22 protein-coding genes are annotated in these 25,110 nt (G+C 67.4%); 13 read left to right on the forward strand and 9 right to left on the reverse strand.

Annotation, left to right across the window (positions count from 1 at the left end; translation table 11 throughout):
• The first annotated feature begins 24 nt into the window (after positions 1-24).
• Positions 25-942, forward strand: coding sequence for a LysR family transcriptional regulator (locus LPA45_RS08660; RefSeq protein ID WP_317920916.1), 918 nt, complete (start codon positions 25-27; stop codon positions 940-942).
• On the opposite strand, the gene LPA45_RS08665 is transcribed toward LPA45_RS08660, so the two are convergent.
• Positions 937-2,160 (reverse strand): HD-GYP domain-containing protein, encoded by a 1,224-nt coding sequence (locus LPA45_RS08665; protein ID WP_317920914.1) that lies wholly within the window; start codon positions 2,158-2,160, stop codon positions 937-939. The genes LPA45_RS08660 and LPA45_RS08665 overlap by 6 nt on opposite strands.
• Before the next feature lie 225 nt (positions 2,161-2,385).
• Between LPA45_RS08665 and LPA45_RS08670 the strand changes: the two genes are divergently transcribed.
• Together LPA45_RS08670 and LPA45_RS08675 are read left to right on the forward strand one after the other, a co-directional pair.
• Positions 2,386-2,679 (forward strand): putative quinol monooxygenase, encoded by a 294-nt coding sequence (locus LPA45_RS08670; protein ID WP_029045932.1) that lies wholly within the window; start codon positions 2,386-2,388, stop codon positions 2,677-2,679.
• Positions 2,680-2,867: 188 nt separating this feature from the next.
• A complete protein-coding gene (locus LPA45_RS08675; RefSeq protein WP_317920910.1) occupies positions 2,868-3,869 on the forward strand; it encodes a cysteine synthase A in 1,002 nt (333 codons plus the stop codon).
• A 13-nt stretch (positions 3,870-3,882) separates the two neighbouring features.
• Here the strand turns inward: LPA45_RS08675 and prpR are convergent, their stop codons facing one another.
• Positions 3,883-5,868, reverse strand: coding sequence for a propionate catabolism operon regulatory protein PrpR (gene prpR / locus LPA45_RS08680; RefSeq protein ID WP_317920908.1), 1,986 nt, complete (start codon positions 5,866-5,868; stop codon positions 3,883-3,885).
• A 291-nt stretch (positions 5,869-6,159) separates the two neighbouring features.
• Here prpR and prpB point away from each other — a divergent pair, with 291 nt between their 5' ends.
• The 5 genes from prpB to LPA45_RS08705 all read left to right on the forward strand — a co-directional run bounded on the left by prpB (position 6,160) and on the right by LPA45_RS08705 (position 13,795).
• Positions 6,160-7,068: a methylisocitrate lyase gene (prpB, locus tag LPA45_RS08685; protein WP_317920907.1), complete on the forward strand. Its 909-nt coding sequence runs from the start codon at positions 6,160-6,162 to the stop codon at positions 7,066-7,068.
• Between the two features lie 101 nt (positions 7,069-7,169).
• Positions 7,170-8,327, forward strand: a complete 1,158-nt coding sequence (gene prpC, locus LPA45_RS08690; RefSeq protein ID WP_116320709.1) for a 2-methylcitrate synthase — start codon at positions 7,170-7,172, stop codon at positions 8,325-8,327.
• A gap of 119 nt (positions 8,328-8,446) precedes the next feature.
• Complete coding sequence (gene acnD, locus LPA45_RS08695) at positions 8,447-11,059, forward strand: Fe/S-dependent 2-methylisocitrate dehydratase AcnD (RefSeq protein ID WP_317920906.1); 2,613 nt, start codon at positions 8,447-8,449, stop codon at positions 11,057-11,059.
• Positions 11,060-11,185: 126 nt separating this feature from the next.
• On the forward strand, positions 11,186-12,376 hold the full coding sequence (prpF, locus tag LPA45_RS08700) for a 2-methylaconitate cis-trans isomerase PrpF (RefSeq protein WP_116320707.1): 1,191 nt from the start codon (positions 11,186-11,188) through the stop codon (positions 12,374-12,376).
• Between the two features lie 285 nt (positions 12,377-12,661).
• The gene (locus LPA45_RS08705) at positions 12,662-13,795 is read left to right on the forward strand and encodes an asparaginase (RefSeq protein ID WP_116320706.1); all 1,134 of its coding nucleotides are present in this window, start codon (positions 12,662-12,664) and stop codon (positions 13,793-13,795) included.
• A gap of 22 nt (positions 13,796-13,817) precedes the next feature.
• Here LPA45_RS08705 and LPA45_RS08710 read toward each other — a convergent pair whose 3' ends face one another.
• Positions 13,818-14,792: an AraC family transcriptional regulator gene (locus LPA45_RS08710; RefSeq protein WP_317920905.1), complete on the reverse strand. Its 975-nt coding sequence runs from the start codon at positions 14,790-14,792 to the stop codon at positions 13,818-13,820.
• Positions 14,793-14,919: 127 nt separating this feature from the next.
• On the opposite strand from LPA45_RS08710, the gene LPA45_RS08715 reads away from it, so the two are divergent.
• Positions 14,920-15,465: a carboxymuconolactone decarboxylase family protein gene (locus tag LPA45_RS08715; RefSeq protein WP_116320704.1), complete on the forward strand. Its 546-nt coding sequence runs from the start codon at positions 14,920-14,922 to the stop codon at positions 15,463-15,465.
• 6 nt (positions 15,466-15,471) lie between these two features.
• On the opposite strand, the gene LPA45_RS08720 is transcribed toward LPA45_RS08715, so the two are convergent.
• Positions 15,472-15,768, reverse strand: a complete 297-nt coding sequence (locus LPA45_RS08720) for a hypothetical protein (RefSeq protein ID WP_317920904.1) — start codon at positions 15,766-15,768, stop codon at positions 15,472-15,474.
• Between the two features lie 147 nt (positions 15,769-15,915).
• Between LPA45_RS08720 and LPA45_RS08725 the strand changes: the two genes are divergently transcribed.
• A complete protein-coding gene (locus LPA45_RS08725; RefSeq protein WP_116320703.1) occupies positions 15,916-16,842 on the forward strand; it encodes a transcriptional regulator GcvA in 927 nt (308 codons plus the stop codon).
• A 69-nt stretch (positions 16,843-16,911) separates the two neighbouring features.
• Here the strand turns inward: LPA45_RS08725 and LPA45_RS08730 are convergent, their stop codons facing one another.
• The 5 genes from LPA45_RS08730 to LPA45_RS08750 form a co-directional block, all read right to left on the reverse strand.
• A complete protein-coding gene (locus LPA45_RS08730; RefSeq protein ID WP_317920903.1) occupies positions 16,912-17,322 on the reverse strand; it encodes a thioesterase family protein in 411 nt (136 codons plus the stop codon).
• An 86-nt stretch (positions 17,323-17,408) separates the two neighbouring features.
• Positions 17,409-18,335 (reverse strand): amidohydrolase, encoded by a 927-nt coding sequence (locus LPA45_RS08735; RefSeq protein WP_317920902.1) that lies wholly within the window; start codon positions 18,333-18,335, stop codon positions 17,409-17,411.
• Between the two features lie 4 nt (positions 18,336-18,339).
• Entirely contained in the window at positions 18,340-19,320 is a 981-nt protein-coding gene (locus tag LPA45_RS08740) for a tripartite tricarboxylate transporter substrate binding protein (protein ID WP_317920901.1), read from the reverse strand.
• A gap of 46 nt (positions 19,321-19,366) precedes the next feature.
• Positions 19,367-20,599 carry a CaiB/BaiF CoA-transferase family protein gene (locus tag LPA45_RS08745; protein WP_317920900.1) on the reverse strand — a complete coding sequence of 411 codons (1,233 nt, stop codon included), beginning with the start codon at positions 20,597-20,599 and terminating at the stop codon, positions 19,367-19,369.
• 70 nt (positions 20,600-20,669) lie between these two features.
• Positions 20,670-21,449, reverse strand: coding sequence for an enoyl-CoA hydratase-related protein (locus tag LPA45_RS08750; protein WP_317920899.1), 780 nt, complete (start codon positions 21,447-21,449; stop codon positions 20,670-20,672).
• A gap of 279 nt (positions 21,450-21,728) precedes the next feature.
• Between LPA45_RS08750 and LPA45_RS08755 the strand changes: the two genes are divergently transcribed.
• The 3 genes from LPA45_RS08755 to LPA45_RS08765 are packed head-to-tail and all read left to right on the forward strand — an operon-like array spanning position 21,729 to position 25,071.
• Positions 21,729-22,868 carry an iron-containing alcohol dehydrogenase gene (locus tag LPA45_RS08755; protein WP_116320698.1) on the forward strand — a complete coding sequence of 380 codons (1,140 nt, stop codon included), beginning with the start codon at positions 21,729-21,731 and terminating at the stop codon, positions 22,866-22,868.
• A 45-nt stretch (positions 22,869-22,913) separates the two neighbouring features.
• Positions 22,914-23,879, forward strand: coding sequence for a tripartite tricarboxylate transporter substrate binding protein (locus LPA45_RS08760; RefSeq protein WP_317920897.1), 966 nt, complete (start codon positions 22,914-22,916; stop codon positions 23,877-23,879).
• 1 nt (position 23,880) lies between these two features.
• Positions 23,881-25,071, forward strand: a complete 1,191-nt coding sequence (locus LPA45_RS08765) for a fumarylacetoacetate hydrolase family protein (RefSeq protein ID WP_367394998.1) — start codon at positions 23,881-23,883, stop codon at positions 25,069-25,071.
• Positions 25,072-25,110: the final 39 nt, after the last annotated feature.

The raw sequence follows: 25,110 nt of genomic DNA on the forward strand, positions 1-25,110 counted from the left end.
TTTTTGCAAAGGGGCTATGCAAACATGCAGGACGCAGACTGGGATGACCTGAAGCACTTCCTTGCCGTCAGCCAGTCCGGCTCACTGGCGGGCGCCGCGCGGACGCTGCACGTCAACCACTCCACCGTGCTGCGCCGGCTCGCCCGGCTGGAAGAGGTGCTGGGTACCCTGCTCTTCGAGCGCCATCCGACAGGCTACGCCCTTACGGCAGCGGGCGAAGCGCTGTCACAGCGGCTTGCCGGCGTGGGCGAACAGATCAATACCGCGCAACGGCAGTTGTCTGGCCTGGACAGCCAGCTGAGCGGACCGCTGCGGGTCACCACCACCGACACGCTGCTGACCGGACTGCTGATGCCGCTGTTCGCCGAATTTCGCGCGATGCATCCGCGGATCCAGTTGCAGATTGTGGTCAACAACAGTTTCCTGAGCCTGAGCCGGCGCGAGGCGGATGTGGCGATACGGCCGGCCAGCGCGCCGCCGGAATACCTGGTGGGGCGACTGGTCGGGACGCTGGAAACGGCGCCATACGCATCGCACGATTACCTGGCGCGGACTGGCAAGAACCCGGCCCGTGGAACCACAGCGCCGGCCTGGGCCGACCACGACTGGGTGGTCCCGGACCACGCGCTTGCGCATCTCGCGCAGGCTCGCTGGGTGGCCGAGCACGTGCCGCCGGCGCAACGGCTGGTGAGCGTCGACAGCCTGGTGGCCATGGTCGATGCCGTCAGGCATGGCATGGGTGTCGGCATGCTGTTGTGCCTGCTGGCCGAGCACGACGCCAGGCTGGTCCGGCTCGCCCCGCCCGACCCTGCGCTCGGCACGCCGCTGTGGATCCTGACCCATCCCGATCTTCGCCATAGCGCGCGGGTCCGTGCGTTCAACGATTTTCTTTACGCGCAGCTCGGCGCATCGCCGTGGTTGAAGCCGGCGCCGGCACTATGACGCGTTGGTGGTCGTGTACATCGCCATCAAGTGCTCGTCCGTATAACCCCAGTCGGCGGCATTCTCGAATGCCACCACCGTCTCCTCGCTATGCCGCAGGTCGACCAGCTCCGTCGGCACCGGGCGCGACTGCGGCACGGAATAGAACACCATCACCAGCGGCCGCAACGGGTCCGTTTCGTTCTGCCCGCATACCACCGCCAGGCGGTTGGAACGCAGCCGCAGCACGGTGCCCAGCGGGTAGATGCCGACGGTGCGGGTGAAGGCCTTGAACACCCGCCGGTCAAACAGCGTGTCGACGCGCACGGCCATGTATTCCATGGCGCGCGCCGGCGACCATTGCTGGTGGCCGGGGCGATCTGAAGTCAAGGCATCGTAGGCATCGCAGATCGCCGCAATCCTGGCGTGGATGCTGAGCTCGCGGCCGACCAGGCCGAAGGGGTAGCCGCGCCCGTCCACGCGCTCGTGGTGGTGGACGCAGACATCGAGCGGAATGTTGGAAACCAGCCGCGCCTCGTTGAGGATGCGGTAGCCCGCCGACGGATGGCGGCGGTAGCGTTCTTCTTCGTCGGGCGTGCGCGCGGAGGCCTTGTGCTGCAAGGACTCGGGCAGCGTCAGCTTGCCGATGTCGTGCACCAGGCCGGCGAGGCCGAGTTCCCGCACCTCATCGTCCGGCAGGCTCAGCGTGCGCCCGACGGCGATCATCAGCGCGCAGACGGCAAAGGCATGCAGGTAGTTGTAGTCGTCGCGCGCCTTGAGCCGCGCCAGCGCCAGCAGCGCCTGCCCGTGGCGCGACAGCGAGCGCGAGGCGGCATCGACCAGCGGCAGCGCGCGCTCGACCTCCAGCGCGCGGCCCATGCGGATGTCGGCGAACATCGAACCGATCACGGCCTTGCCGGACTGGAGCAACTCGCGCGCGCGGCCGAGCTCGGCTTCGAGCGAAGCGACTGGCTGCGGGGCCGCAGGCTCCCACGCCTGCGGCGCGGGTTCCTCGACGGGCGCCGGCTGCGCCTCGGCCACGGCTGCTGCCGGCAGGTTGCGGCCCTTGAGGATATCGATCCAGACCTCGCGCACGCCCGCGGACTGGATCTGCCGGACCTGGTCCTCGTGGCTGACCAGAAACTTCGCCCGCCAGAACGGGTGGTTGATCCACGGCCCGCCCAGCCTGGCGACAAACATCCCGACCTGCAATTGTTCCGACCCGATCCGTCTCAGCATGAGATGTCCCCCGGACGTTGGTTTTCTCGTTGTCGAGATGGCTATCGGCATGCTGGCGCCAGACTTGAGGCCTGGTTTTTCCTGCCGGAACCGGGCCGGCCGGCCTTGTCAAGGGGCGGCCAAATGCCCGGACGGCGCCGTCAGGCATTCCAGGCGCGCCCGGTGCCGGCGCTACAATGGCGCGCCCAGTGCTCACAGACGCCAGCCAGTCGCCCCCGTTCAACCATGTCCGGAACGTACACGCTAGTCGGCATCGCCCGTGCCAAGTCCCATCGCCGCGAGGCGCTGGTGTCCCAGCTCACCACCCTGCAAACGCGCGGGCTGAAGGAGCCCGGCTGCCTGGACTACCACGTCGGGCAGGACGCCGAGGATGCGCGGGTCTTTGTGATCTACATGGTCTGGGACTCGAAAGGCGCGCTGGAATCCCACCTGAACCGGCCGTACATGCGCGATTTCCACGCGTCGCGGCAGGAATTCGTCGAGGGCGACTTCAGCTTCCGCTGGCTGAACGCGGCCTGACGCCGCCTCGCCGCCTCCTGCGTCCCAACCGCCTCCTTACGCGCCAAGGGCGCCAGGCGTCAGGCGTCAGGCACGCCACTTCCACGCCGCCCGTCCGGCCGCCTCCCCCGCTTGTCATTCCCGCCGCCCCGGTCTATCAATCAGATTGACCCTCATCTAGGGCCGCCGCGGCCCGGCAGGAGTGCATCATGGACGTCAGGGACGGATTTGCCGGCACCATTGGCCACACCCCGCTGATCCGGCTGGCGGGGCTGAGCGCCGAGACCGGCTGCGATATCTACGGCAAGGCCGAATTCCTGAACCCGGGCGGCTCGGTCAAGGACCGCGCCGCGCTCTACATCATCCGCGACGCCGAGCGCCGCGGGCTGCTGAAGCCCGGCGGCACCGTGATCGAAGGCACGGCAGGCAATACCGGCATCGGGCTGGCGCACCTGTGCGCGGCGCGCGGCTACCGCTGCATCGTGGTGATCCCGGACACGCAGTCGCCGGAGAAGATGGAGCGGCTGCGCATGCTGGGCGCCGAGGTGCGGCCGGTTCCCGCCAAGCCCTATGCGGATCCGGGCAACTACCAGAAGATCGCCGGCAGGCTGGCCGAGGAAACCGACAATGCGATCTGGGCGAACCAGTTCGACAACCTCGCAAACCGGCAGGCCCACTACGAAACCACCGGCCCCGAGATCTGGCACGCCACGGCTGGCCGCATCGATGCCTTCACTTGCTCCACCGGTACCGGCGGGTCGCTGGCGGGGATTGCGCGCTGCCTGAAGGAGCACAAGCCGGCCGTGCGCATCGTGCTGGCCGACCCGCATGGCAGCGGACTGTACCACTACGTGAAGCACCGCGAGGTGAAGGCCGAGGGCAGCTCGATCACCGAGGGCATTGGCTCCAGCCGCGTCACCGCCAACCTGCAGGACACGCCGATCGACGATGCGGTGCGGATCGACGACCAGACCTGCGTCGACATGGTCTACCGGATGCTGCGCGAGGAAGGGCTGTTCCTGGGGGGCTCTTCAGGAATCAATGTCGGCGCCGCCGTCGCGCTGGCGCGCGAGATGGGGCCGGGCCATACCATCGTGACGCTGCTGTGCGATCGCGGCGACCTGTACATGGGCCGGCTGTTCAACGAGGCGTGGCTGGCCGGCAAGGGCTTGCAGCCGATCCCGTTCCGGCGCGTCGGGCCCGGAGTGTAGGCACGACCAGCCCCTACGCCGCCTTCAGCCGCCGCCACAGCGTGGTCGGGCTGATGCCCAGGACATGGCACGCGGCGGTCCGGTCGCCGCCGCATTCGGCCAGCACGCGCCGGATATGCTCGACTTCGCTGGATTGCTTGACGCGCGCCAGCGAATGGCCGGGCTTGCCGGCCTGCGCGTTGCGTGCCGCGGCTGCCGTGGGTTGGGCCGGCGCTTCCGCCATGACCATGGCACCGTCGCCACCGAACAGCTCCGGCACGGCAGCCTGCAGCTCGCGCAGCAGCGCATCGGGTTCCAGCTTGCGGCCGGCCACCAGCACCGCGATGCGCTCGGTGACATTTTCCAGTTCGCGGATATTGCCCGGCCACGCATAGCGCGCCAGCCGCGAGCGCGCCACCGCCGGCAGGCGCTGCGGGCGCTCGGTGCCCAGGCGTTCCTGCGCGCGGCGATACAGCAGTTCGGCGAGTTCGGCCAGGTCTTCGGCGCGCTCGCGCAGCGGCGGCATTTCAATGCGCAGGATATTGAGGCGGTAGTACAAGTCCTGGCGGAAACTGGCGTCGCGCACCATCGCGGTCAGGTCGCGGTGGGTGGCGGCGATCACGCGCACGTTGACTGGCACCGCATCGAGGCCGCCGATCGGCAGTACCTGTTTTTCCTGCAGCACGCGCAGCAGGCGGGTCTGCAGCGTGGGCGGCATGTCACCCACTTCATCGAGGAACAGCGTGCCGTTGTGCGCCGACTCGAACAGGCCGGCCTTGCCGCCGCGGCGCGCGCCGGTGAAGGCACCCTCTTCGTAGCCGAACAGCTCGCTCTCCAGCAACGCTTCCGGAAACGCGGCGCAGTTGACCGCCACGAACGGGAACGCGCGGCGCGGGCTGGCGTCGTGCATGCCCTGCGCCAGGACTTCCTTGCCGGTGCCGCTCTCGCCGCCGATCAGCACGGTGGAATCGACCACGGCGTAGCGCCGCGCCAGCGTGCGCAATTCGGTCATCACCTCGGAGGTGCCGGCCAGGTCGTCGAGGCTGTAGCGCACGCCCGCGGGCCGGGCCCGGCTGCGCGAGCGCAGGTTGCGGTCGACGCGCTGGATCGCGCTGGCGTCCTGGATGGTGAGCACGGCGCCGAGGGTGCCGGCTTCGCTGGCGATCGGGATGCGGTTGACCACGACCATCTTGTCGCCGAGCTTGTGGATCGCTTCCAGTTCCTTGTCGCCGCTTTGCATCACGCCTTCGAGCGACAGGTTGGGCGCCAGCGTCTGCAGCTTGCGGCCCACCGCGGCCGTGACCGAGGTGCCGAGAAATCGCTCCATGGCAGGATTGAACGACTGGATCCGCCCTTCCGCGTCGACGGCGGCCACGCCCTCGTTCAAATGCGCCAGGATGGTGTTGACATAGTCGCGCCGGGTGGATTCAATGCGGCGCAGCCGTGCGGCCTCGATCGCGTCTTCCAGCGCCATGCGCACCGAATTGCCCGAATACAGGAACACGCCGGTCAGCCCGTAGCGGTCGGCCAGGTCCGTGACCAGCCCGGGGCCGACCACGACCTGGATGCCTTCCTGCTTGAGCGCCTTGACCCGGGCCACGGCATCGTCCTCGGTCAGGTAGGTATAGGCCGGGATCGCCAGCGAGAACGCGCGCACGAATTCATCGACCTCGGCATAAGTGGAGGCATGCGTGACCAGCGCCACCTTGGGCGAGATGCGGCGCGCGGTGGCGAGTGCGCTCATGACGTCGAAGCCAGTCACCTTGACCAATACGACCGGCACGTCCACGTGCTGCCGCAGGTAGGCGCCATTGGAGCCGCCGGCGACCACCACGTCGAGCCGGCCTTCGCGCACTTCACGCGATACCGCGCTGGCCGCGGCCTCGAAGCCCTTGCCGACGATGCGGAATTCCGCGCGCGCGGCATAGGACGGAATCAGGTCGGCAAAGGCACGCGCAAGGCGGCTGATACCGATGGCCCAGATGCGCGGACGGGCAGGCGTGGAGGGGGGAGGACTCATGGTGCGGTGCGGCGTGGGGAGCGGGTGAAACCCTGTCGGAACAGGCGTACAGTGCTGGCACATTGTCCGTCATGCCAGGCCCGATTTCAACTTTGAATTCACGCTTTGCGAATGTGAAATGCAAATGTGCTGAAATGATGACATCTGGCCTTGGCGTGAATTACCCTGCTGCCCGCCAGCCCAGTCCTGACAAGGTTTTCCGGGATTTCGTCGACGCTCGCGCAAGGGCTGGCACGGGCCTTGCGCTTATGGCTCCGTCTTGTTCACCTCAACGCAAACGCCGCAAACGCCATGACCTACTCTGCTTCCGACCTCGCGCGCTCCGCTGGCGCCCGTTTCCGCCAGGCGCTTGCCGATGAGCAACCGCTTCAGGTGGTCGGCACCATCAACGCCAACCACGCCCTGCTGGCCAAGCGTGCCGGCTACCGGGCCATCTACCTGTCCGGCGGCGGTGTCGCGGCCGGCTCGCTGGGCCTGCCCGATCTGGGCATCTCCAGCCTGGACGACGTCCTGACCGACGTCCGCCGCATCACCGACGTGTGCGACACGCCGCTGCTGGTGGACGTCGACACCGGCTTCGGCGCTTCGGCGTTCAACGTGGCCCGCACCACCAAGTCGCTGATCAAGTTCGGCGCCGCGGCCATGCATATCGAGGACCAGGTCGGCGCCAAGCGCTGCGGCCACCGTCCCAACAAGGAAATCGTCACCCAGGGTGAAATGGTCGACCGCATCAAGGCCGCCGTCGACGCCCGTACCGACGAGAACTTCGTCATCATGGCCCGCACCGACGCGCTGGCCGTGGAAGGCCTGGACAGCGCCATCGAGCGCGCCGTGGCGTGCGCGGAAGCCGGCGCCGACGCCATCTTCCCGGAAGCCATGACCGACCTCGCCATGTATCGCAAGTTCGTTGACGCGGTGAAGGTGCCGGTGCTGGCCAACATCACCGAGTTCGGCGCCACGCCGCTGTTCACCACCGAAGAACTGGGCGGTGCCGGCGTGTCGATGGTGCTGTACCCGCTGTCGGCCTTCCGCGCCATGAACAAGGCCGCCGAGAATGTCTACGCGGCCATCCGCCGCGACGGCACGCAGAAGAACGTGGTCGATACCATGCAGACCCGCTCGGAGCTCTACGAGAGCATCGGCTACCATGACTTCGAGCAGAAGCTCGATGCCCTGTTCGCACAAGGCAAGGGCAAGTAAGACACCATAGAGGCAGGCGCGGCCGGGCCGGGGCATATCCCCTCCCGGCCGTTCGCCTGACAAAGACAGGCAACACCAGGCATCACACCAAGGAGACCCAGATGTCCGAAGCGCAACCGCTCGTCACTCCCAAGCCCAAGAAATCCGTCGCGCTGTCCGGCGTTGCCGCCGGCAATACCGCCCTGTGCACCGTCGGCCGTACCGGCAACGACCTGCACTACCGCGGCTATGACATTCTCGATATCGCCGAAGCCTGCGAGTTCGAGGAAATCGCCCACCTGCTGGTGCACGGCAAGCTGCCGACCAAATCCGAACTGGCCGCCTACAAGGCCAAGCTGAAGTCGCTGCGCGGCCTGCCCGCCAACGTCAAGGCCGCGCTCGAATGGGTTCCGGCCAGCGCCCACCCGATGGACGTGATGCGCACCGGCGTGTCGGTGCTGGGCACCGTGCTGCCGGAGAAGGAAGACCACAACACCCCGGGCGCGCGCGATATCGCCGACCGCCTGATGGCCAGCCTGGGCTCGATGCTGCTGTACTGGTACCACTACAGCCACAATGGCAAGCGTATCGAGGTGGAAACCGACGATGACTCCATCGGCGGCCACTTCCTGCACCTGCTGCATGGCAAGAAGCCGTCGGCGCTGTGGGAAAGCGCCATGAACACGTCGCTCAACCTGTACGCCGAGCACGAGTTCAACGCGTCGACCTTCACCGCCCGCGTGATCGCCGGCACGGGCTCGGACATGTACTCGTCGATCGCCGGCGCGATCGGCGCGCTGCGCGGCCCGAAGCATGGCGGCGCCAATGAAGTGGCCTTCGAGATCCAGAAGCGCTATGACAACGCCGACGAGGCGCAGGCCGACATCACCCGCCGCGTCGAGAACAAGGAAGTCGTGATCGGCTTTGGCCACCCGGTGTACACCATCAGCGACCCGCGCAACCAGGTGATCAAGGAAGTGGCGAAGAAGCTGTCGAAGGATGCCGGCTCGATGAAGATGTTCGACATCGCCGAGCGCCTGGAAACCGTGATGTGGGACATCAAGAAGATGTTCCCGAACCTGGACTGGTTCAGCGCGGTGAGCTACCACATGATGGGCGTGCCGACCGCGATGTTCACGCCGCTGTTCGTGATCGCGCGTACCTCCGGCTGGGCCGCGCACATCATCGAGCAACGCATCGACAACAAGATCATCCGCCCGAGCGCCAACTACACCGGTCCGGAGAACCTGACGTTCGTGCCGATCAAGGATCGCAAGTAAGACCGGCTGCCGGATTGCCCGTCGGGTTGCATTGATCCGAGCCTGCGGGCAAAGGGGTAGTTGGTCGCTGACACGGGGCCACTACCCCTTTTTCATACTTATATAGATTTCCCTACACCATGAATTCTGCAAACCGCAAACCGCTACCGGGCACCAAGCTGGATTACTTCGACGCGCGCGCCGCCGTTGAGGCCATCCAGCCGGGTGCCTACGACAAGCTGCCGTACACGTCGCGCGTGCTGGCAGAAAACCTGGTGCGCCGCTGCGATCCCGCCACGCTGACGGATTCGCTGAAGCAACTGATCGGGCGCAAGCGCGACCTCGACTTCCCGTGGTTCCCCGCGCGCGTGGTGTGCCACGACATCCTGGGCCAGACCGCGCTGGTGGACCTGGCCGGCCTGCGCGACGCCATTGCCGACCAGGGCGGCGACCCCGCCAAAGTCAACCCGGTGGTGCCGGTGCAGTTGATCGTCGACCACTCGCTGGCGGTGGAATGCGGTGGCTTCGACCCGCAGGCGTTCGAGAAGAACCGCGCCATCGAAGACCGCCGCAACGAAGACCGTTTCCATTTCATCGACTGGACCAAGAAGGCGTTCAAGAACGTCGACGTGATCCCGCCGGGCAACGGCATCATGCACCAGATCAACCTGGAGAAGATGTCGCCGGTGATCCACGCCGACAATGGCGTGGCCTATCCCGATACCTGCGTCGGCACCGACAGCCACACTCCGCACGTCGATGCGCTGGGCGTGATCGCCATCGGCGTGGGCGGCCTGGAAGCCGAGAACGTGATGCTCGGCCGCGCCTCGTGGATGCGCCTGCCGGATATCGTCGGCGTCGAGCTGACCGGCAAGCGCCAGCCCGGCATCACCGCCACCGACATCGTGCTGGCCCTGACCGAATTCCTGCGCAAGGAAAAGGTCGTTGGCGCGTACCTGGAGTTCCGCGGTGAAGGCGCGTCGAGCCTGACGCTCGGCGACCGCGCCACCATCTCCAACATGGCGCCGGAATATGGTGCCACCGCGGCGATGTTCTTCATCGACGAGCAGACCATCGAGTACCTGCGCCTGACCGGCCGCACCGACGAGCAGCTCAAGCTGGTCGAAACGTACGCCAGGGCCGCGGGCCTGTGGGCGGATTCGCTGCAGAACGCTGAGTACGAGCGCGTGCTGAAGTTCGACCTGTCGAGCGTGGTGCGCAACATGGCCGGCCCGTCGAACCCGCACAAGCGCCTGCCGACTTCCGCGCTGGCCGAGCGCGGCATCGCCGTGGACCTGGACAAGGCCCGCGCGCAGGAAGCCGAAGGCCTGATGCCGGATGGCGCGGTGATCATCGCCGCCATCACCAGCTGCACCAACACCAGCAACCCGCGCAACGTGATCGCCGCCGCGCTGCTGGCGCGCAACGCCAATGCGCGCGGCCTGGCGCGCAAGCCGTGGGTCAAGTCGTCGCTGGCGCCCGGCTCCAAGGCGGTCGAACTGTACCTGGAAGAAGCGAACCTGCTGCCTGACCTGGAAAAGCTCGGCTTCGGCATCGTCGCCTTTGCCTGCACCACCTGCAACGGCATGTCCGGCGCGCTCGATCCGAAGATCCAGCAGGAAATCATCGACCGCGACCTGTATGCCACCGCCGTGCTGTCGGGCAACCGCAACTTCGACGGCCGTATCCACCCCTACGCCAAGCAGGCCTTCCTGGCCTCGCCGCCGCTGGTGGTCGCCTATGCCATCGCCGGCACCATCCGCTTCGATATCGAGAAGGACGTGCTGGGCACCGACCAGGATGGCAAGCCGGTCTACCTGAAGGACATCTGGCCGACCGACGAAGAGATCGACGCGATCGTCAAGCAGAGCGTGAAGCCCGAGCAGTTCCGCAAGGTCTATGAGCCGATGTTTGCGCTGACCGCGGAAACCGGCGAAAGCGCAGAGCCGCTGTACGACTGGCGCCCGCAGAGCACCTACATCCGCCGCCCGCCGTACTGGGAAGGCGCGCTGGCCGGCGAGCGTACGCTCCAGGGCCTGCGTCCGCTGGCGGTGCTGGGCGACAACATCACCACCGACCACCTGTCGCCGTCGAACGCGATCATGCTCAACAGCGCCGCGGGTGAATACCTGGCCAAGATGGGGCTGCCGGAAGAGGACTTCAACTCGTACGCAACCCACCGCGGCGACCACCTGACCGCGCAGCGCGCCACCTTCGCCAACCCGACGCTGATCAATGAAATGGCCGTGGTCGACGGCCAGGTCAAGAAGGGTTCGCTGGCGCGCATCGAGCCGGAAGGCAAGGTCGTGCGCATGTGGGAAGCGATCGAGACCTACATGGACCGCAAGCAGCCGCTGATCATCATCGCCGGCGCGGACTATGGCCAGGGCTCGTCGCGCGACTGGGCCGCCAAGGGTGTGCGCCTGGCTGGTGTGGAGGTCATCGTCGCCGAGGGCTTCGAGCGCATCCACCGCACCAACCTGATCGGCATGGGCGTGCTGCCGCTGGAGTTCAAGCCGGGCGTGAACCGCCTGACGCTGGGGCTGGATGGCACCGAGACCTATGACGTGATCGGCGAACGCCAGCCGCGTGCGACGCTGACGCTGGTGGTGCAGCGCAAGAATGGCGAGCGGGTGGAAGTGCCGGTGACGTGCCGTCTCGACAGCGATGAGGAAGTGTCGATCTATGAAGCCGGCGGCGTGCTGCAGCGGTTTGCGCAGGACTTCCTGGAGTCGAGCAAGGCGGCGGCGTAAGCTGATGGTTCGCTCCCCTCTCCCGCAAGCGGGAGAGGGGAGAAAACAAGCGCTACGCTTTGCTTCCCCGCATTCAATTCGCAAGCTGTACAAAGGCCCCCGGCCTAACCAGGACTAAAGACTCCCATGGCCCACGTACCCCAGATCAAGATCCCCGCCACCTACATCCGTGGCGGCACCAGCAAGGGCGTGTTCTTCCGCCTGCAAGACCTGCCCGAGCGCGCGCAGGTCCCCGGCCCGGCCCGCGACGCGCTGCTGATGCGCGTGATCGGCAGCCCCGACCCGTACGGCAAGCAGATCGACGGCATGGGCGGTGCCACCTCCAGCACCAGCAAGACCGTGATCGTGTCGAAGAGCACGCGCCCGGACCACGATGTCGACTACCTGTTCGGCCAGGTCTCGATCGACCAGTCGTTCGTGGACTGGAGCGGCAACTGCGGCAACCTGTCGGCCGCGGTCGGCCCGTTCGCCATCAGCGCCGGCCTGGTCGACCCCAGCCGCGTGCCGCAGAACGGCATCGCTATCGTCCGCATCTGGCAGGCCAATATCGGCAAGACCATCATCGGCCACGTGCCCATCACCAACGGCGAAGTCCAGGAAACCGGTGACTTCGAGCTGGACGGCGTGACCTTCCCCGCCGCCGAAGTGCAGCTCGAATTCATGGACCCGGCCGCCGAGGAAGAAGGCGCCGGCGGCGCGATGTTCCCGACCGGCAACGTGGTCGACGACCTGGAAGTGCCGGGCGTCGGCACGCTCAAGGCGACCATGATCAACGCCGGCATCCCGACCATCTTCGTCAATGCCGAAAGCATCGGCTATACCGGCACCGAGCTGCAGGACGCCATCAACAGCGACACCAAGGCGCTGGCGATGTTCGAGACCATCCGCGCCTATGGCGCGCTGCGCATGGGCCTGATCAAGGATGTGGACGAGGCCGCCAAGCGCCAGCACACGCCCAAGGTTGCCTTCGTGGCCAAGCCGGTGGACTACGTTGCATCGAGCGGCAAGAAGGTGGCCGCTGCCGACGTGGACCTGCTGGTGCGCGCGCTCTCCATGGGCAAGCTGCACCACGCGATGATGGGCACGGCTGCCGTTGCCATCGGCACCGCGGCGGCCATCCCCGGCACGCTGGTCAATCTGGCCGCCGGCGGCGGCGAACGCAACGCGGTGCGTTTCGGGCACCCGTCCGGCACGCTGCGCGTGGGCGCCGAGGCGCAGCAGGTCGATGGCGAATGGGCGGTCAGGAAGGCCATCATGAGCCGCAGCGCGCGCGTGCTGATGGAAGGCTGGGTACGCGTGCCGGGCGACGCGTTCTGATGCCAGCGTCGTTCCATGGGCACGGCTTGAAACCGTGCCCATGGGCGACCGCTCCGGAATGTATGCGCTTTAGGTTAACGCGCCGGCAACTTCATGCCGAATCGGCATAACCCGCCGAGAATCTCCTCACGTATAGTCACTGCCGCTACCCGCCTGCCGCCCCAGCGCGCGCGGCGGCAAGCCGTTGAAGGAAGACGGACCGCACCGCACCACCCACAAGGTCTGCCGTGCCGTTCCAGTCGTTCCTGTACGTGCCTACACGTCCGTATAACACCGAGGAGAACCATGAAGAACTTTGCCCGCGCCACTACGCTGGCCGCTGCCCTGCTTTCCGCCAGCCTGATCACCGCGGCTGCCCACGCACAGACGGCAACGGTCGCGCCGCCTGCCGCAGCGCCCACGGCGCCTGCCGCGGCCCAGGCGGAAGCCCGCAAGGCCAATATCGTCATCATCGGTACCGGCGGCACCATTGCCGGCGCTGGCGCATCGGCCATCAATACCGCGGCCTACCAGTCCGCCGTGGTGCCGGTCGACAAGATCATCGCCTCGGTCCCGGAAGTTTCCAAGGTCGCCAACGTCAAGGGCGAGCAGATCTTCCAGATCGGCTCGGAAAGCTTCAACAACGAACGCCTGCTGAAGCTGGCCAAGCGCGTGTCGGAACTGCTCAAGCAGCCGGACGTCGACGGCATCGTCATCACTCACGGCACCGACACCATCGAGGAAACCTCGTACTTTCTCAACCTGACGCTGAAGAGCGACAAGCCGGTGGTGGTGGTCGGCTCGATGCGCCCGGGTACGGCGCTGGGCGCGGACGGCGCGCTGAACCTGTATGACGCGGTGCTGGTGGCCTCCAATCCGGCATCGAAGGGCAAGGGCACGCTGGTGGTGCTGAACGACGAGATCCACACCGGCCGCGACGTCACCAAGAGCAATACCTTCAAGGCCGAGACCTTCCGCTCGCAGTTCGGCCCGCTGGGCTACGTGGTGGAAGGCCGCTCGCTGTTCTACCGCCTGCCGGCGCGCCCGCACACGCTGCAGACCGAGTGGGATATCGACAAGATCGACAAGCTGCCTGAAGTGGCCGTGGTCTACGCCTATGGCAACGTCAACCCGGCCAGCATCGACGCCGCGGTGAAGAACGGCGCCAAGGCCATCGTCTATGCGGCCACCGGCAACGGCAGTGTCGGCGACTACATGGTCGAGCCGCTCAAGGCAGCGCGCGCCAAGGGTGTTCAGATCGTGCGTGCCTCGCGTACCGGCAGCGGCGTGGTGATCCGCAATGCGGAGCAGCCGGACGACAAGTACGACTGGATCGTCACCGACGACCAGCTGCCGCAGAAGGCGCGCATCCTGATGGCGCTGGCACTGACCAAGACCAACGACCCGAAGGCGCTGCAGCAGATCTTCTGGAAATATTGATGGTGGCATGGGCGCGTCACTGCTAGACGCGCCCGCCCTCCCCGGCCCCTCCCCCGGCCCCTCTCCCGCTCGCGGCAGAGGGGTGCAAACCGGCGGTTGTCTCGACTGACGATGACCGCCCGGCCTGCTCTGCTTCTCTCCCGGCTTCCTCCCGCTCCAGCCATTGCCGCGGCGATTCGCCCAGCCGCGCGCTGAATGCGCGTGACAGTGCCGACGCGTTGGCATATCCCAGTTCCAGCGCCACGGACTTCACCGGCCGCCCAAGCCTGAGCTGCGCCTGCGCCAGCGACAGCCGCCAGTCGGTCAGGTAATCAGCCGGAGGCTGGCCCACGATGCGCCGGAATGCGGCGGCAAACGCGCTGCGCGACATGCCCGCGCGCTCGGCCATGCGCGGCAGGTCCCACGCCGCGCCCGGGTCCTCGTGCAGCGCCACCAGCGCGCGCGCCAGGCGCGGGTCCGACAGCCCGGCGATCAGGCCGGCCTGGATGCCGGCCTCCTGGTGATGGTCGATCAGCCAGCGCAACAACTGGATCAACACGACCTCGAACAGCCGGTCGGCCAGCAAGCGGTGGCCGCAGCGCACCTGCCCAGCCTCGGCGAACAACAGCGCCAGGGCCTGTTCCAGCCCCGCCACGCGCGCCAGCGGCAAGGCGATCAGCGGCGGCAGCGCGCGCACCACCGGATTGCGCGCGCCGCCGTCGAAATCCAGCGCCGCGCAGGTGAAATCCGATCCCTCGTCGGGTGGATTGTGGAACATGTGGTGGATCGGGCGCGGATAGAACAGCAGCGTGGGTTCCTCGAAGCGCAGCGTCCCCGGCAGTCCGGCGCCGGGTGGATGCCGCAGTTCCAGTTCTCCCCGCCGCAGCACATGCAGGAAGCCGCGGCCAGGCTGCGCGGCGAACTGCGTCAGCCCGCACAGCGGACCCTGGTGAAACAGGTGGGCGCGGGCGCGGAAGCGTTCCAGCAGCGCGGACAGGCGGTCGACCGGTGCATTCATGGCAAGCGTGGACGAATTGATATGTATGGAGGACGTTTCGTATCTCATAGTACGCGACGGCCGACCATAATGGGTTTCAAGGCGATCGCAACGCCTGTTCTCTTAAACCCGTACCAAGGAGTCCATCATGTCCCGCGTTCCTCTCGTCACCGCCGCCACCGCCTCGGGCGACGCCAAGACGCTCCTGAGCGAAATCCACGGTGCCTTTGGCGCCACTCCCAGCATGTTCCGCGCCGTTGCCAACTCCCCCGCTGCCCTGCGCAGCATGTGGGGCGCGTTTGGCGCGCTCGGCGGTGGCGTATTGGGGGCGGCCCTCGGGGAAAAGATCGCCGTCGCAGTGGCCGACCGCAACCAGTGCGAGTACTGCCTGGCAGCCCACACCGCGCTCGGCCGCAAGGCCGGCGCGACCGCCCAGGAAATGTCCGAAGCGCAGGCCGGGCGCGCGCAGGACCCGCAGACCGCCGCCGCGCTGTCGTTCGCGCTCAAGCTGGTCAACGACCGCGGCCAGGTCAGCGATGCCGATGTGGCGCAACTGCGCGAAGCCGGTTTCAACGATGAACAGATCGTCGAGATCGTGGCGCACGTGGCGCTGAACCTGTTCACCAATTACGTGAACGTCGCGTTCGCGGTGCCGGTCGATTTCCCGAAGATCAGCCTGCGCGCCGCTGCCTGAGCGGCTTCAGCCTTCGCGGCCTGACACGTCCAACATTGGGCCGCGCGAAACGCCCGTCATCAACCGGGCTTCGATAAAGATCCGGCTGACCTGCGTTTTCGTTGAATGCGGATCGCGCCAGTGTACTGGCGCGCAAGGGTGTGGAGAGATGCTCTTGGCGGTTAATTGCGTTTTTAAGATGGAGCCAGCGCCCCTGCGCTGGTAGCGTCGGCCATTCGCAGCATGGCCCATATCGAGCACGTCTCGTGGCAGCGAGGACCGGGCGGTCACCGCTGCCACGCGGGCCGCAAATGCATCGGCCATGAATTCACCTACACGGGGACAGGCCCCTATTCCCATGCCAGGGCACGAATGCTATCGTGCAGCGGCTTGCCGGTACCAAAGCACCCCACAGCCCCCCACAGCACCCCGCATGCCGGCAAGGCGTCTACAGGATTGCGTACCACCGATATGTCGAGACAGATTCCCCCACTCAACCCGCTCAGGGCGTTCGAAGTGGCTGCCCGGCATCTGAGCTTCACGCGGGCCGCGGAGGAATTGTTCGTCACGCCCTCGGCGGTCAGCCACCAGATCAAGGCACTGGAAGAAAGCCTGGGCGTGCAGCTGTTTATCCGCGAGGCAAAGGCCCTGGTCCTGACACCGGCCGGCACCGCCTACCTGCCCAGCGTGCAATTGGCCTTCAAGCAGCTCGCCGATGCCACGCACCGCCTGCACAGCAAGGACCGCCCCGCGCTGAAGGTCAACATGCCGCCCACCTTCGCGGTCAAATGGCTGATCCCGCGCATGGACCGCTTCATGAAGGCGCACCCGGATATCGACCTGAAAGTGTCCACCTCGAACCATCGCATCGACTTCGAGCGCGACGATTTCGACATGGCGATCCGCTATGGCCGCGGCGATTACCCCGGCCTGCACTGCGAGCTGTGCATGGCGGTCGAAGTCATCCCCGTGTGCAGCCCGGCACTGCTGCAAGGTTCCCTGCCGCTCGAAACGCCGTCCGACCTGAAGCACCATACGCTGCTGCACGACGACAGCACGTATACGGACGTGAGCAACCCCGACTGGGCAATGTGGCTTGAGCACGCCGGCGTGACCGATGTCGACGCCAGCCGCGGGCCGTCGTTCTGGCCGAGCCACCTGGTCATCAACGCCGCGCTCAATGGCCTGGGCGTGGCGCTGGTCAAGAAGAACTGGATCGAGCAGGACCTGGCCGAAGGCCGGCTGGTGCGACTGTTCGAATCGATCCGGCTGCCGGTCGAATTCTCTTACTTCGTGGTGTTCCCGAAGGAGCGGCTGGAGGATCGCCGCATCCGCAGCTTCACTGACTGGATCCGCGCGGAGGTGTCGGCGGACCAGCAGCAGCCGGCCCCCGTCTGAGCGCAGCTTGCGGGGCGCGTCCCGCGAGCTGCCGTGCCTGCCGCACCGGACAGGCAAAATAGCGCGGCTTCAGGCCGCGGCAGGCATCGATGCCGTCTTCTTCTGCACGCGTGCGCGCAAGCGCCCGACATCGACAACGAAGCGGCGATGCGTGCCGCTGCAAACCCGCTCCACCGCATCGTCGGCAGTCACGCTGAACGTGACACTGCGGCCATCTATGACCGTGATCTCGGCGTGGATACGCACCTCGCCGCCCAGCGGCGTGGCACCAGTGTGTTGCACCGAGACCTCCGCCCCCACCGAGCTTTCGCCGTCGTCGAGAAAGCCTTGCAGGAAGTCGAGGCAAGTCTGCTCGATATCGCGTACCAGCTCTGGCGTGGCGTAGATGCGCAGGCTCTCGCCAAGAAAATCGATGGTGCGCTGGCGGTCGACCGTCAGCGTGCGCGCGCAAGTAGCGCCCGGTTGCAATCCGTTTTTCATCAGGGGTTCCTTTCTGGTCTGGGGACGAGGCCGCCCGGCCCGCCACGGCGCGAGCCGGGCAGGTGGCAGATCCTTGCAATGCGTTGCTACAGGCGATAGAAGCGCGCGGCGTTGTCATGCCACAGCGCGCGCTGCTGTTCGGGCGAATAGACGGCGATGGCGGCGCGGAAGCCTGCCACGATGGTGTCGTAGCTCGCCACCAGGCTGTCCACCGGGTAGTTGCTGGCGAACATGCAGCGCTCCGCGCCGAAGATGGCGATGGCGTCGCGGATCACGGGCACGTTGCCGGCCTGCGTCCACGGCTTGCCCGGCAATCCCAGGCCGGAGATCTTCACGGCAACATTGGGTTGCCCGGCCAGCTCGGCCATAGCGGCGCGCCACCCGGCAAGGCCGGCTTCGCTGCGGTCAGCCGGCAGCCCGGTATGGTTCAGGATCAGCTGCGTGCCCGGAAAATCCCGCGCCAGCGCAGCCGCCTGATCCAGGTTCCACCACGGCGCCTGCAGGTCGAAGGACATGCCATGCCGGGCCAGCAAGGCATAGCCTCGCCGCCAGCGCTCATCGTCCATCGAGCCCGGCACGCCGCGCCGCGCGTCCTCGCGCCGCGCCGCGGTGACTGGCTTGTTGCGGATGCCGCGCATCATGGCGTACGCGGCATGGCCTGCCAGCACTTCCTCGACATCGCCGCGGTCAAGCCGGGCATGGCCGACGATCACCGTGGGCCGCCCCGTCCGCGCGGCGAGCTGCGTCAGCCAGGCGGTCTCGTCGACGGGATTGGCGCGCGCCCATTCGGCTTCCACGTGCACCGTCTTCACCGGCACGCAGCCGGCCGTGTCGCGGGCCAGATCCTCGGGAAGATAGTTCCTGCGCAGCGCCGCGTAATCGCCATAGCGGAAGTTCGGCACCGTCTCGTCCTGCAGCCACGGGTATGGGTTGCGCTGCAGGTCCCAGAAATGCTGGTGCGCGTCGATAAAGGGCTCGACGGGCGCCGCGCCCTCCGCGTTTGTATCGCGCATCGACCTACTCCTTGACACTGATGCGGCTGGCGAGCTGCTTGAACTGCGCCGACTCCTTCACCATGGCGGCCTGCAGCGTCACGTCGTCGGCATAGGTATCGGTGCTGAAATGCAGCTTCTCCAGCGTCTGGCGCATCACCGGCTCCTGCACGGATTTCGCAATCGCTGTCTTCAGTACCGCGATCACCTCGGGCGGCGTGCCCTTCGGTGCCGAGATGCCGCGCCAGATCCCCATCGACAGGTCGATATTGCGCTCCTTCAGCGTCGGCACGTTCTCGAAGCCGCTGACCCGCTTGTCGGCCATCACCGCCAGCACCTTGAGCTTGCCCGCCGCGACATGCGTGAAGACCTCCGCCGTACTGACCGTGACCGCATCGATATGCCCGCCGAGCAGCGCGAGCGTGGCGGGAGCGCCGCCGGCATAGGGGATATGGTTGAACTTCGCACCGGTCTTGTCGGCCAGCGCTGCAGCGGCCATATGCCACGCGGAGCCCTGCCCTGCGTTACCCACGCGGATATTGGCGTCCGGCTTGCGCCCATCGGCGACAAACTGCTCGATCGTGCTCCACGGCGCATCAGCCCGTACCGCCACGGCGGCCGGGTCCGCGTTCAGGCGTGCGATGGGGATCAGATCCTGGTAGGTGAACTTGGCCAGCCCGAGGTAGTTCAGGAAGGTCAGCTCGCTGGACGACAGCACCAGCTTGTAACCGTCCGGCTTCGCGTGGACCACTTCACCCAGGCCTACCGCGCCGGTGGCGCCCGGCTTGTTGATCACCACGATCGGCTGCGGCAGGTGTTTGGCAGCCGCGGCGGACAGCGCGCGCGCCACCACGTCCGCCCCGCCGCCCGCCTGCCACGGCACAATCAGTTCGATGCGCCGGCTAGGGTATGTTTCCGCACTCGCCGTGGCCGTACCGCCCAGCAGCCCCAGTACCACGGCCGCCGGCATCGCCCAGCGCCGCATTAGCGAACGTGACATCGTCATGGTTGTCTCCTGTCTTTTATCGGTATAGATGATGATCGCGGTGCGCTCAGGCGGCACCGCGTTCCAGTTCCTCTGCGCGGGCCGGTGCGCCGAACGCCCCCTGCGCACGCAGCCGCGTGACCGTGGCCGCGTCCAGGCCGAACTCGCCCAGCACCTCATCGGTATGCTGGCCCAGCAACGGCGCCGGATAGCGCACCTGCTGCGGCGTTCCGCTCAGCTTGACCGGAAAGCCCAGCGCCTTGACCCGCCCTTCGACCGGGTGATCGATCTCCAGCACCATGTCCCGCGCCACCGCCTGTTCGCTGGCCAGCGCTTCGTCGTAGGTGAAGATCGGGGCCGCCGGCACACCGGCCGCGAGCAGCGCGTCCACCCACTCCGCCGCCGGCTTGCGCGCGAATTCTGCCTCAATTTCAGGGATCAGCGCAGCGCGGTTGCGGATGCGGGCGGCGTTGTCGGTAAAGCGCGGATCGGCCAGCAGGTCGGGCCGCTCGATCACCTCGCACAGCGCGGCCCACAGCTTGGGGTTGGCCGCGCCGATGACAAAGTGCCGGTCGGCGGCCCGCACCGCCTGGTACGGCGCGCTCATGCGGTTGGCGCTGCCGATCGGAACCGGCACGTCGCCGGTGCCCCAGAACTCGGCCGACTCCCATACCGACAGGCCCAGCGCCGTTTCGAACAGCGACGCATCCACGTATTGCCCCTGCCCGGTATGTTCGCGCCCCATCAGCGCGCTGAGGACGCCATACGCGGTGAACAGCCCGGCCCCCAGGTCGGCGATCGGCACGCTGGCCTTGACCGGCGGCGCGTCCGGATGCCCCATGACGCTCATCACGCCCGACATGGCTTGCGCGATCAGGTCCAGCCCCGGGCGCCGCGACCACGGCCCGGTCTGGCCGAAGCCGGAGATACTGGCATAGACGAGGCGCGGGTTGATCTCGCGCAGCACCGCATAGTCGATCTTCAGGCGAGCCGCCACGCCCGGACGGTTGTTTTCCACCAGCACGTCGGCACCGCGCACCAGTTCATAGAAGGCTTCCAGTCCGGCCGGGTTCTTCAGGTCGATCTCGACACTGCGCTTGTTGCGGTTCAGCGCCAGGAAGCCGCCGCTGTCATCGCCCTTGAGCCGGAAGCCCATCGACTTGCGGGTCTGGTCGCCGGCACCCGGCGCTTCGACCTTGATGACGTCGGCGCCCATGTCGCCCAGCAGCATGCAACAGAACGGACCCGCCATGATCTGGCTGACGTCCAGGACCTTGATTTTGGATAACGGCAAATTCATGGATACCACCTGAGGTTAGGGCAGCCGACATGTGAGTGGCGGCGCCGCGATGTTTGCAGAGAAGGTGCTTTCAACGGCCTACGAACTGCGGCCGGGTCTTGTCGATAAAGGCGCGGTGGCCGATGCGGAAATCCTCGGTGTCGAAGCAGGCATAGGACTCGGCATGCTCTTCCGGACGCAGCGGCGTGGGATCGAGCAGCCTGCGCACGAACTGCTTGTGCCAGCGCGCCACCAGCGGCGCGCCGGCGGCGATGCGCCGTGCCGCCGCGTAGGCTTCGTCCGGCACGGCCTCGTCCGCCACCACGCGATTGACCAGGCGCTTGTGCAGGGCCTCGTCAGCATCGAACACGCGGCCTTCCAGGACGATCTCCAGCGCGGTCGCCGGCCCCGCCAGCGCCACCAGTCCGCCCAGTTCGCCATACGACATCACCAGCCCGAGCCGGTTGACCGGCACGCCGAACCGGCTCGACTTGCCGCAGATGCGCAGGTCGCACATCGACGCGATCTCCAGCCCGCCGCCGACGCAGGCGCCCTGGATCAGCGCGATGGTGGGGTGCCGGCATTCGGCGATGGCGCGCATGGTGGTGTTGGTGATCTCGCCATACTGCTGCGCCTGCGCGGCATTGGCGCGCATGGTGTCGAACTCGGCGATGTCGGCGCCGGCGGCGAAGGCCTTGTCGCCGGCGCCGCGCAGCACCACGCAGCGCAGCGTGTCGTCGGCCGACAGGCCGTGGATGGCTTCGGTCAGGCCCTGCCACATGAACAGATCCATCGCATTGAGCTTGTCCGGGTTGTTCAGCGTGATGGTGGCGACCTGCGCGTCGCGCTCGATCAGGATCGGTTGTCTCATGGTTGTCATTGGTGTGGAGGAGGCCCGGCAGGTGCGGGCGGTGGTCCGGAATCCGGCTGGTCTGCGCCAGTCTAGGGCCCGCGCCGCGCGCCGCAAAACGAGAAAATCTCAGCGCCGTTTCAAGAAAAACTAGGCGTACGTTGCTGTGAGTTTTTCTTGGGCTGCCTTCAAGTAAATCCACGTTGTGACCTGTGGGCCTTGTTCCTAGACTTCGTCACCAATGCAGCCGGCCCGCCCACCCCGCGGCATCCGGCACACCAAACACAGCATGGAGACAAGATGGCCCTCATCAACTACATCACCCAGATCCAGATCGACTTCGGCGCGATCGGGCTGCTCGCCCAGGAATGCGAACGCATCGGCATCACGCGCCCGCTGGTGGTCACCGACGCAGGCGTCAAGGCCGCCGGCATCGTGCAGCGCGTCCTGGAGCAACTGCGCCCCGGCTGCGAGGCGGTGATCTACGACGGCACGCCATCCAACCCGACCGAAGCCGCCATGCGCGATGCCATGCGCCTCTATGGCGAGTACCGTTGCGACGGCATCATTGCGGTGGGTGGCGGCTCGCCGATCGACCTCGCCAAGGGGGTCGCGGTCTGCGCCACCCACGACGGGCCGCTGCGCCAGTTCGCCGCGATCGAGGGCGGCGTGGCCCGCATCACGGCGGCCACGGCACCGGTGATCGCGATCCCGACTACCGCCGGCACCGGCAGCGAAGTCGGCCGCGGCGCGGTGCTGATCCTCGACGACGGCCGCAAGGTCGGCGTGCTGTCGCCCTACCTGGTGCCACGCGTGGCAATCTGCGATCCGGAGCTGACGCTGGGCCTGCCACCGATGCTGACGGCGGCCACCGGCATGGATGCCATCGCGCATTGCCTGGAAACCTTCATGGCCCCGGCCTTCAACCCGCCCGCCGACGGCATCGCGCTGGATGGCCTGCGCCGCGCCTGGCTGCATATCGAGCGCGCGCGCCGGGATCCGCAGGACCGTGCCGCGCGCCTGGCCATGATGAGCGCATCGATGCAGGGCGCGCTCGCTTTCCAGAAGGGGCTGGGCTGCGTGCACAGCCTGAGCCATGCGCTCGGCGGGCTGATGCCGACCCTGCACCACGGCACCCTGAACGCCGTGCTCCTGCCTGCGGTGATCCGCTTCAACGCCGACGCGCCGTCGATGCGCGCCGACGACAAGCTGGCCCGCATCGCGCAGGCCATGGGACTGTCCGATGCCGGCGCCGTCGGCCCGGCCATCACCGACATGAACCGGCGCCTGGGCCTGCCCTCGGGCCTGCGCGAAATGGGCGTCGATCCGGCCCTGTTCCCGCGCGTCATCGACTACGCGCTGGCCGACCACTGCCACAAGACCAACCCGCGCGAAGCCAGCGCGCAGGACTACCTGGCGATGCTGCAGGCCTCCCTGTAAGGCCAACGCCTTCCCTACAGCAACAACAACATCAGGAGACAACGCATGCAACGTCGCACATTCCTGTGCGCGGGCGCGGCCGCATTGGCCACGCCGCTGGCAGCCTGGTCCCAGGCACTGCCGGCCGGCCCGATCCGCATCATCGTAGGGTTCCCGCCCGGCGGCGGCACCGATGTGATGGCGCGCGTGATCGCGCAGCAGCTCTCGGCGCTATGGCGGGTGTCGGTTATCGTCGAGAACCGGCCTGGCGCCGCCGGCGTGGTCGCCGCCGAGTACACCGCGCGCCAGGCGCCGGACGGCACCACGCTGCTGATGACCAATATCAGCAACCATGCCATCGCCCCCAGCCTGTACCCGAAGCTGGGCTACTCGGTGGAAAAGGACTTCACGCCGGTCATGCTGGTCGGCGTCACGCCCAACCTGCTGATCTGCCATACCGGCGGGCGGGCGCGCTCGGTGGCCGACGTGGTCGCGCTGTGCCGCAGCCAGCCGGGCAAGGTCACCTTCGGCTCGTCCGGCGCCGGCGCGGCGCAGCACCTGGCGCTGGAGATGTTCAAGCTGCGGGCCGGCGTGGATGCGCTGCACGTGCCGTATCGCGGCTCGGCGCCCATGCTGACCGACCTGATCGGGGGCCAGATCGACTTCAGCTTCGAGACCATGACCTCCGCCACGCCGCAGATCCAGGGCGGCAAGGTGGTGGCGATCGCGCAAACGCGCCCGCGCCGCGCGGCCAGCTATCCAAACGTGCCGACGCTGGCCGAATCGGGCTTTCCCGGCTTCGATGCCGGCACCTGGTACGGGCTGGTCGGCCCCGCCGGGCTGCCCACGCCCATGGTCCAGCGCATGAACGCGGACCTGAACAAGGTGCTGGCGATGCCCGACGTGGCGGGCAAGCTAGCCGGCTTCGGTGCCGAGGACGGCGGCGGCACCGCGGCGCGCTTCGCGCAGTTCATCGCCACGGAGCGCGCCAAGTGGGCGCGCGTGGTCAAGGACGCCAACGTCAAGGTGTGACATGACACGACGCATCCCGGTTGAGGAAACCCTGCCGCGCGACGCGGACCGCGCCTTGCTGGTGGGACGCGCGTGGCTGCCCGGCCCGCACGGCGGCCCCGTGACGGTGGTTGTGCGCGGCGCGGAACTGTTCGATATCACGGCCACCGCGCCCACCATTGCCGGCCTGCTTGCGCTCCCTGACTGCGCCGAACGCGTGCGGCAGGCCGGCGGGCCTTCGCTGGGCGCGCTGCAGGACTGGCTTGACGCGACCTGCGCGCATGGCCCGGACCCGGAACAGCGCCACCTGCTGGCGCCGAACGACCTGCAGGTGGTCAAGGCCGCCGGCGTGACCTTTGCCGCCAGCCTGGTCGAGCGCGTGATCGAGGAGCGGGCGCGCGGCGACGCTGCCAGCGCCGCCGCGGTGCGCGACAGCGTCAGCGCCATCGTCGGGACGGGCTTTGCCTCCATCCGCCCGGGCTCGCCCGAAGCCATGCGCATCAAGGATGTGCTGGTCGCGCAGGGGTTGTGGTCGCAATACCTGGAAGTCGGCATCGGACCGGACGCGGAGATCTTCACCAAGGCCGCGCCGCTATCGTCGGTCGGCACCGGCGTGGATGTCGGCCTGCATCCGGCATCGACCTGGAACAACCCCGAGCCGGAGGTGGTGCTGGCGGTATCGCCGCGCGGCCAGATCGTCGGCGCGGCGCTGGGCAACGATGTCAATTTGCGCGACTTCGAAGGGCGCAGCGCGCTGTTGCTGGGCAAGGCCAAGGACAACAACGCGTCCTGCGGCATCGGCCCGTGGATCCGGCTGTGCGATGCGCATTTCGGCATCGACGAGATCGCGCGTACCGAGATCGGCCTGACCATCGAGGGCGAGGATGGCTTCGTGCTGCATGGCGCCAGCGCGATGACGCAGATCAGCCGTTCGCCGCAGGAACTGGTGGCGCATGCGATGGGCGCGCACCACCAGTACCCCGACGGCATGATGCTGTTCTGCGGCACGCTGTTCGCGCCGGTGCAGGATCGCGACGCGCCTGGCGCCGGCTTTACCCATCACCCGGGCGACCGCGTCAGCATTTCGGCGGCGCGCCTCGGCGGGCTGGTGAACTGGGTCGGCACCAGCGACGCGTTGCCGCCGTGGACCTTCGGCATCGGCGCGCTGATGGACAGCCTGGCCCGGCGTGGCCTGCTGCATCCGCCGCCCTGACCACAGCCGCCCCTGTTCCGCCCCTGCATGGGGCAACCA

Origin of the sequence: Cupriavidus sp. Agwp_2, from assembly GCF_040784895.1 — a bacterium.
In the GTDB taxonomy this organism is placed as follows: Bacteria; Pseudomonadota; Gammaproteobacteria; order Burkholderiales; family Burkholderiaceae; genus Cupriavidus.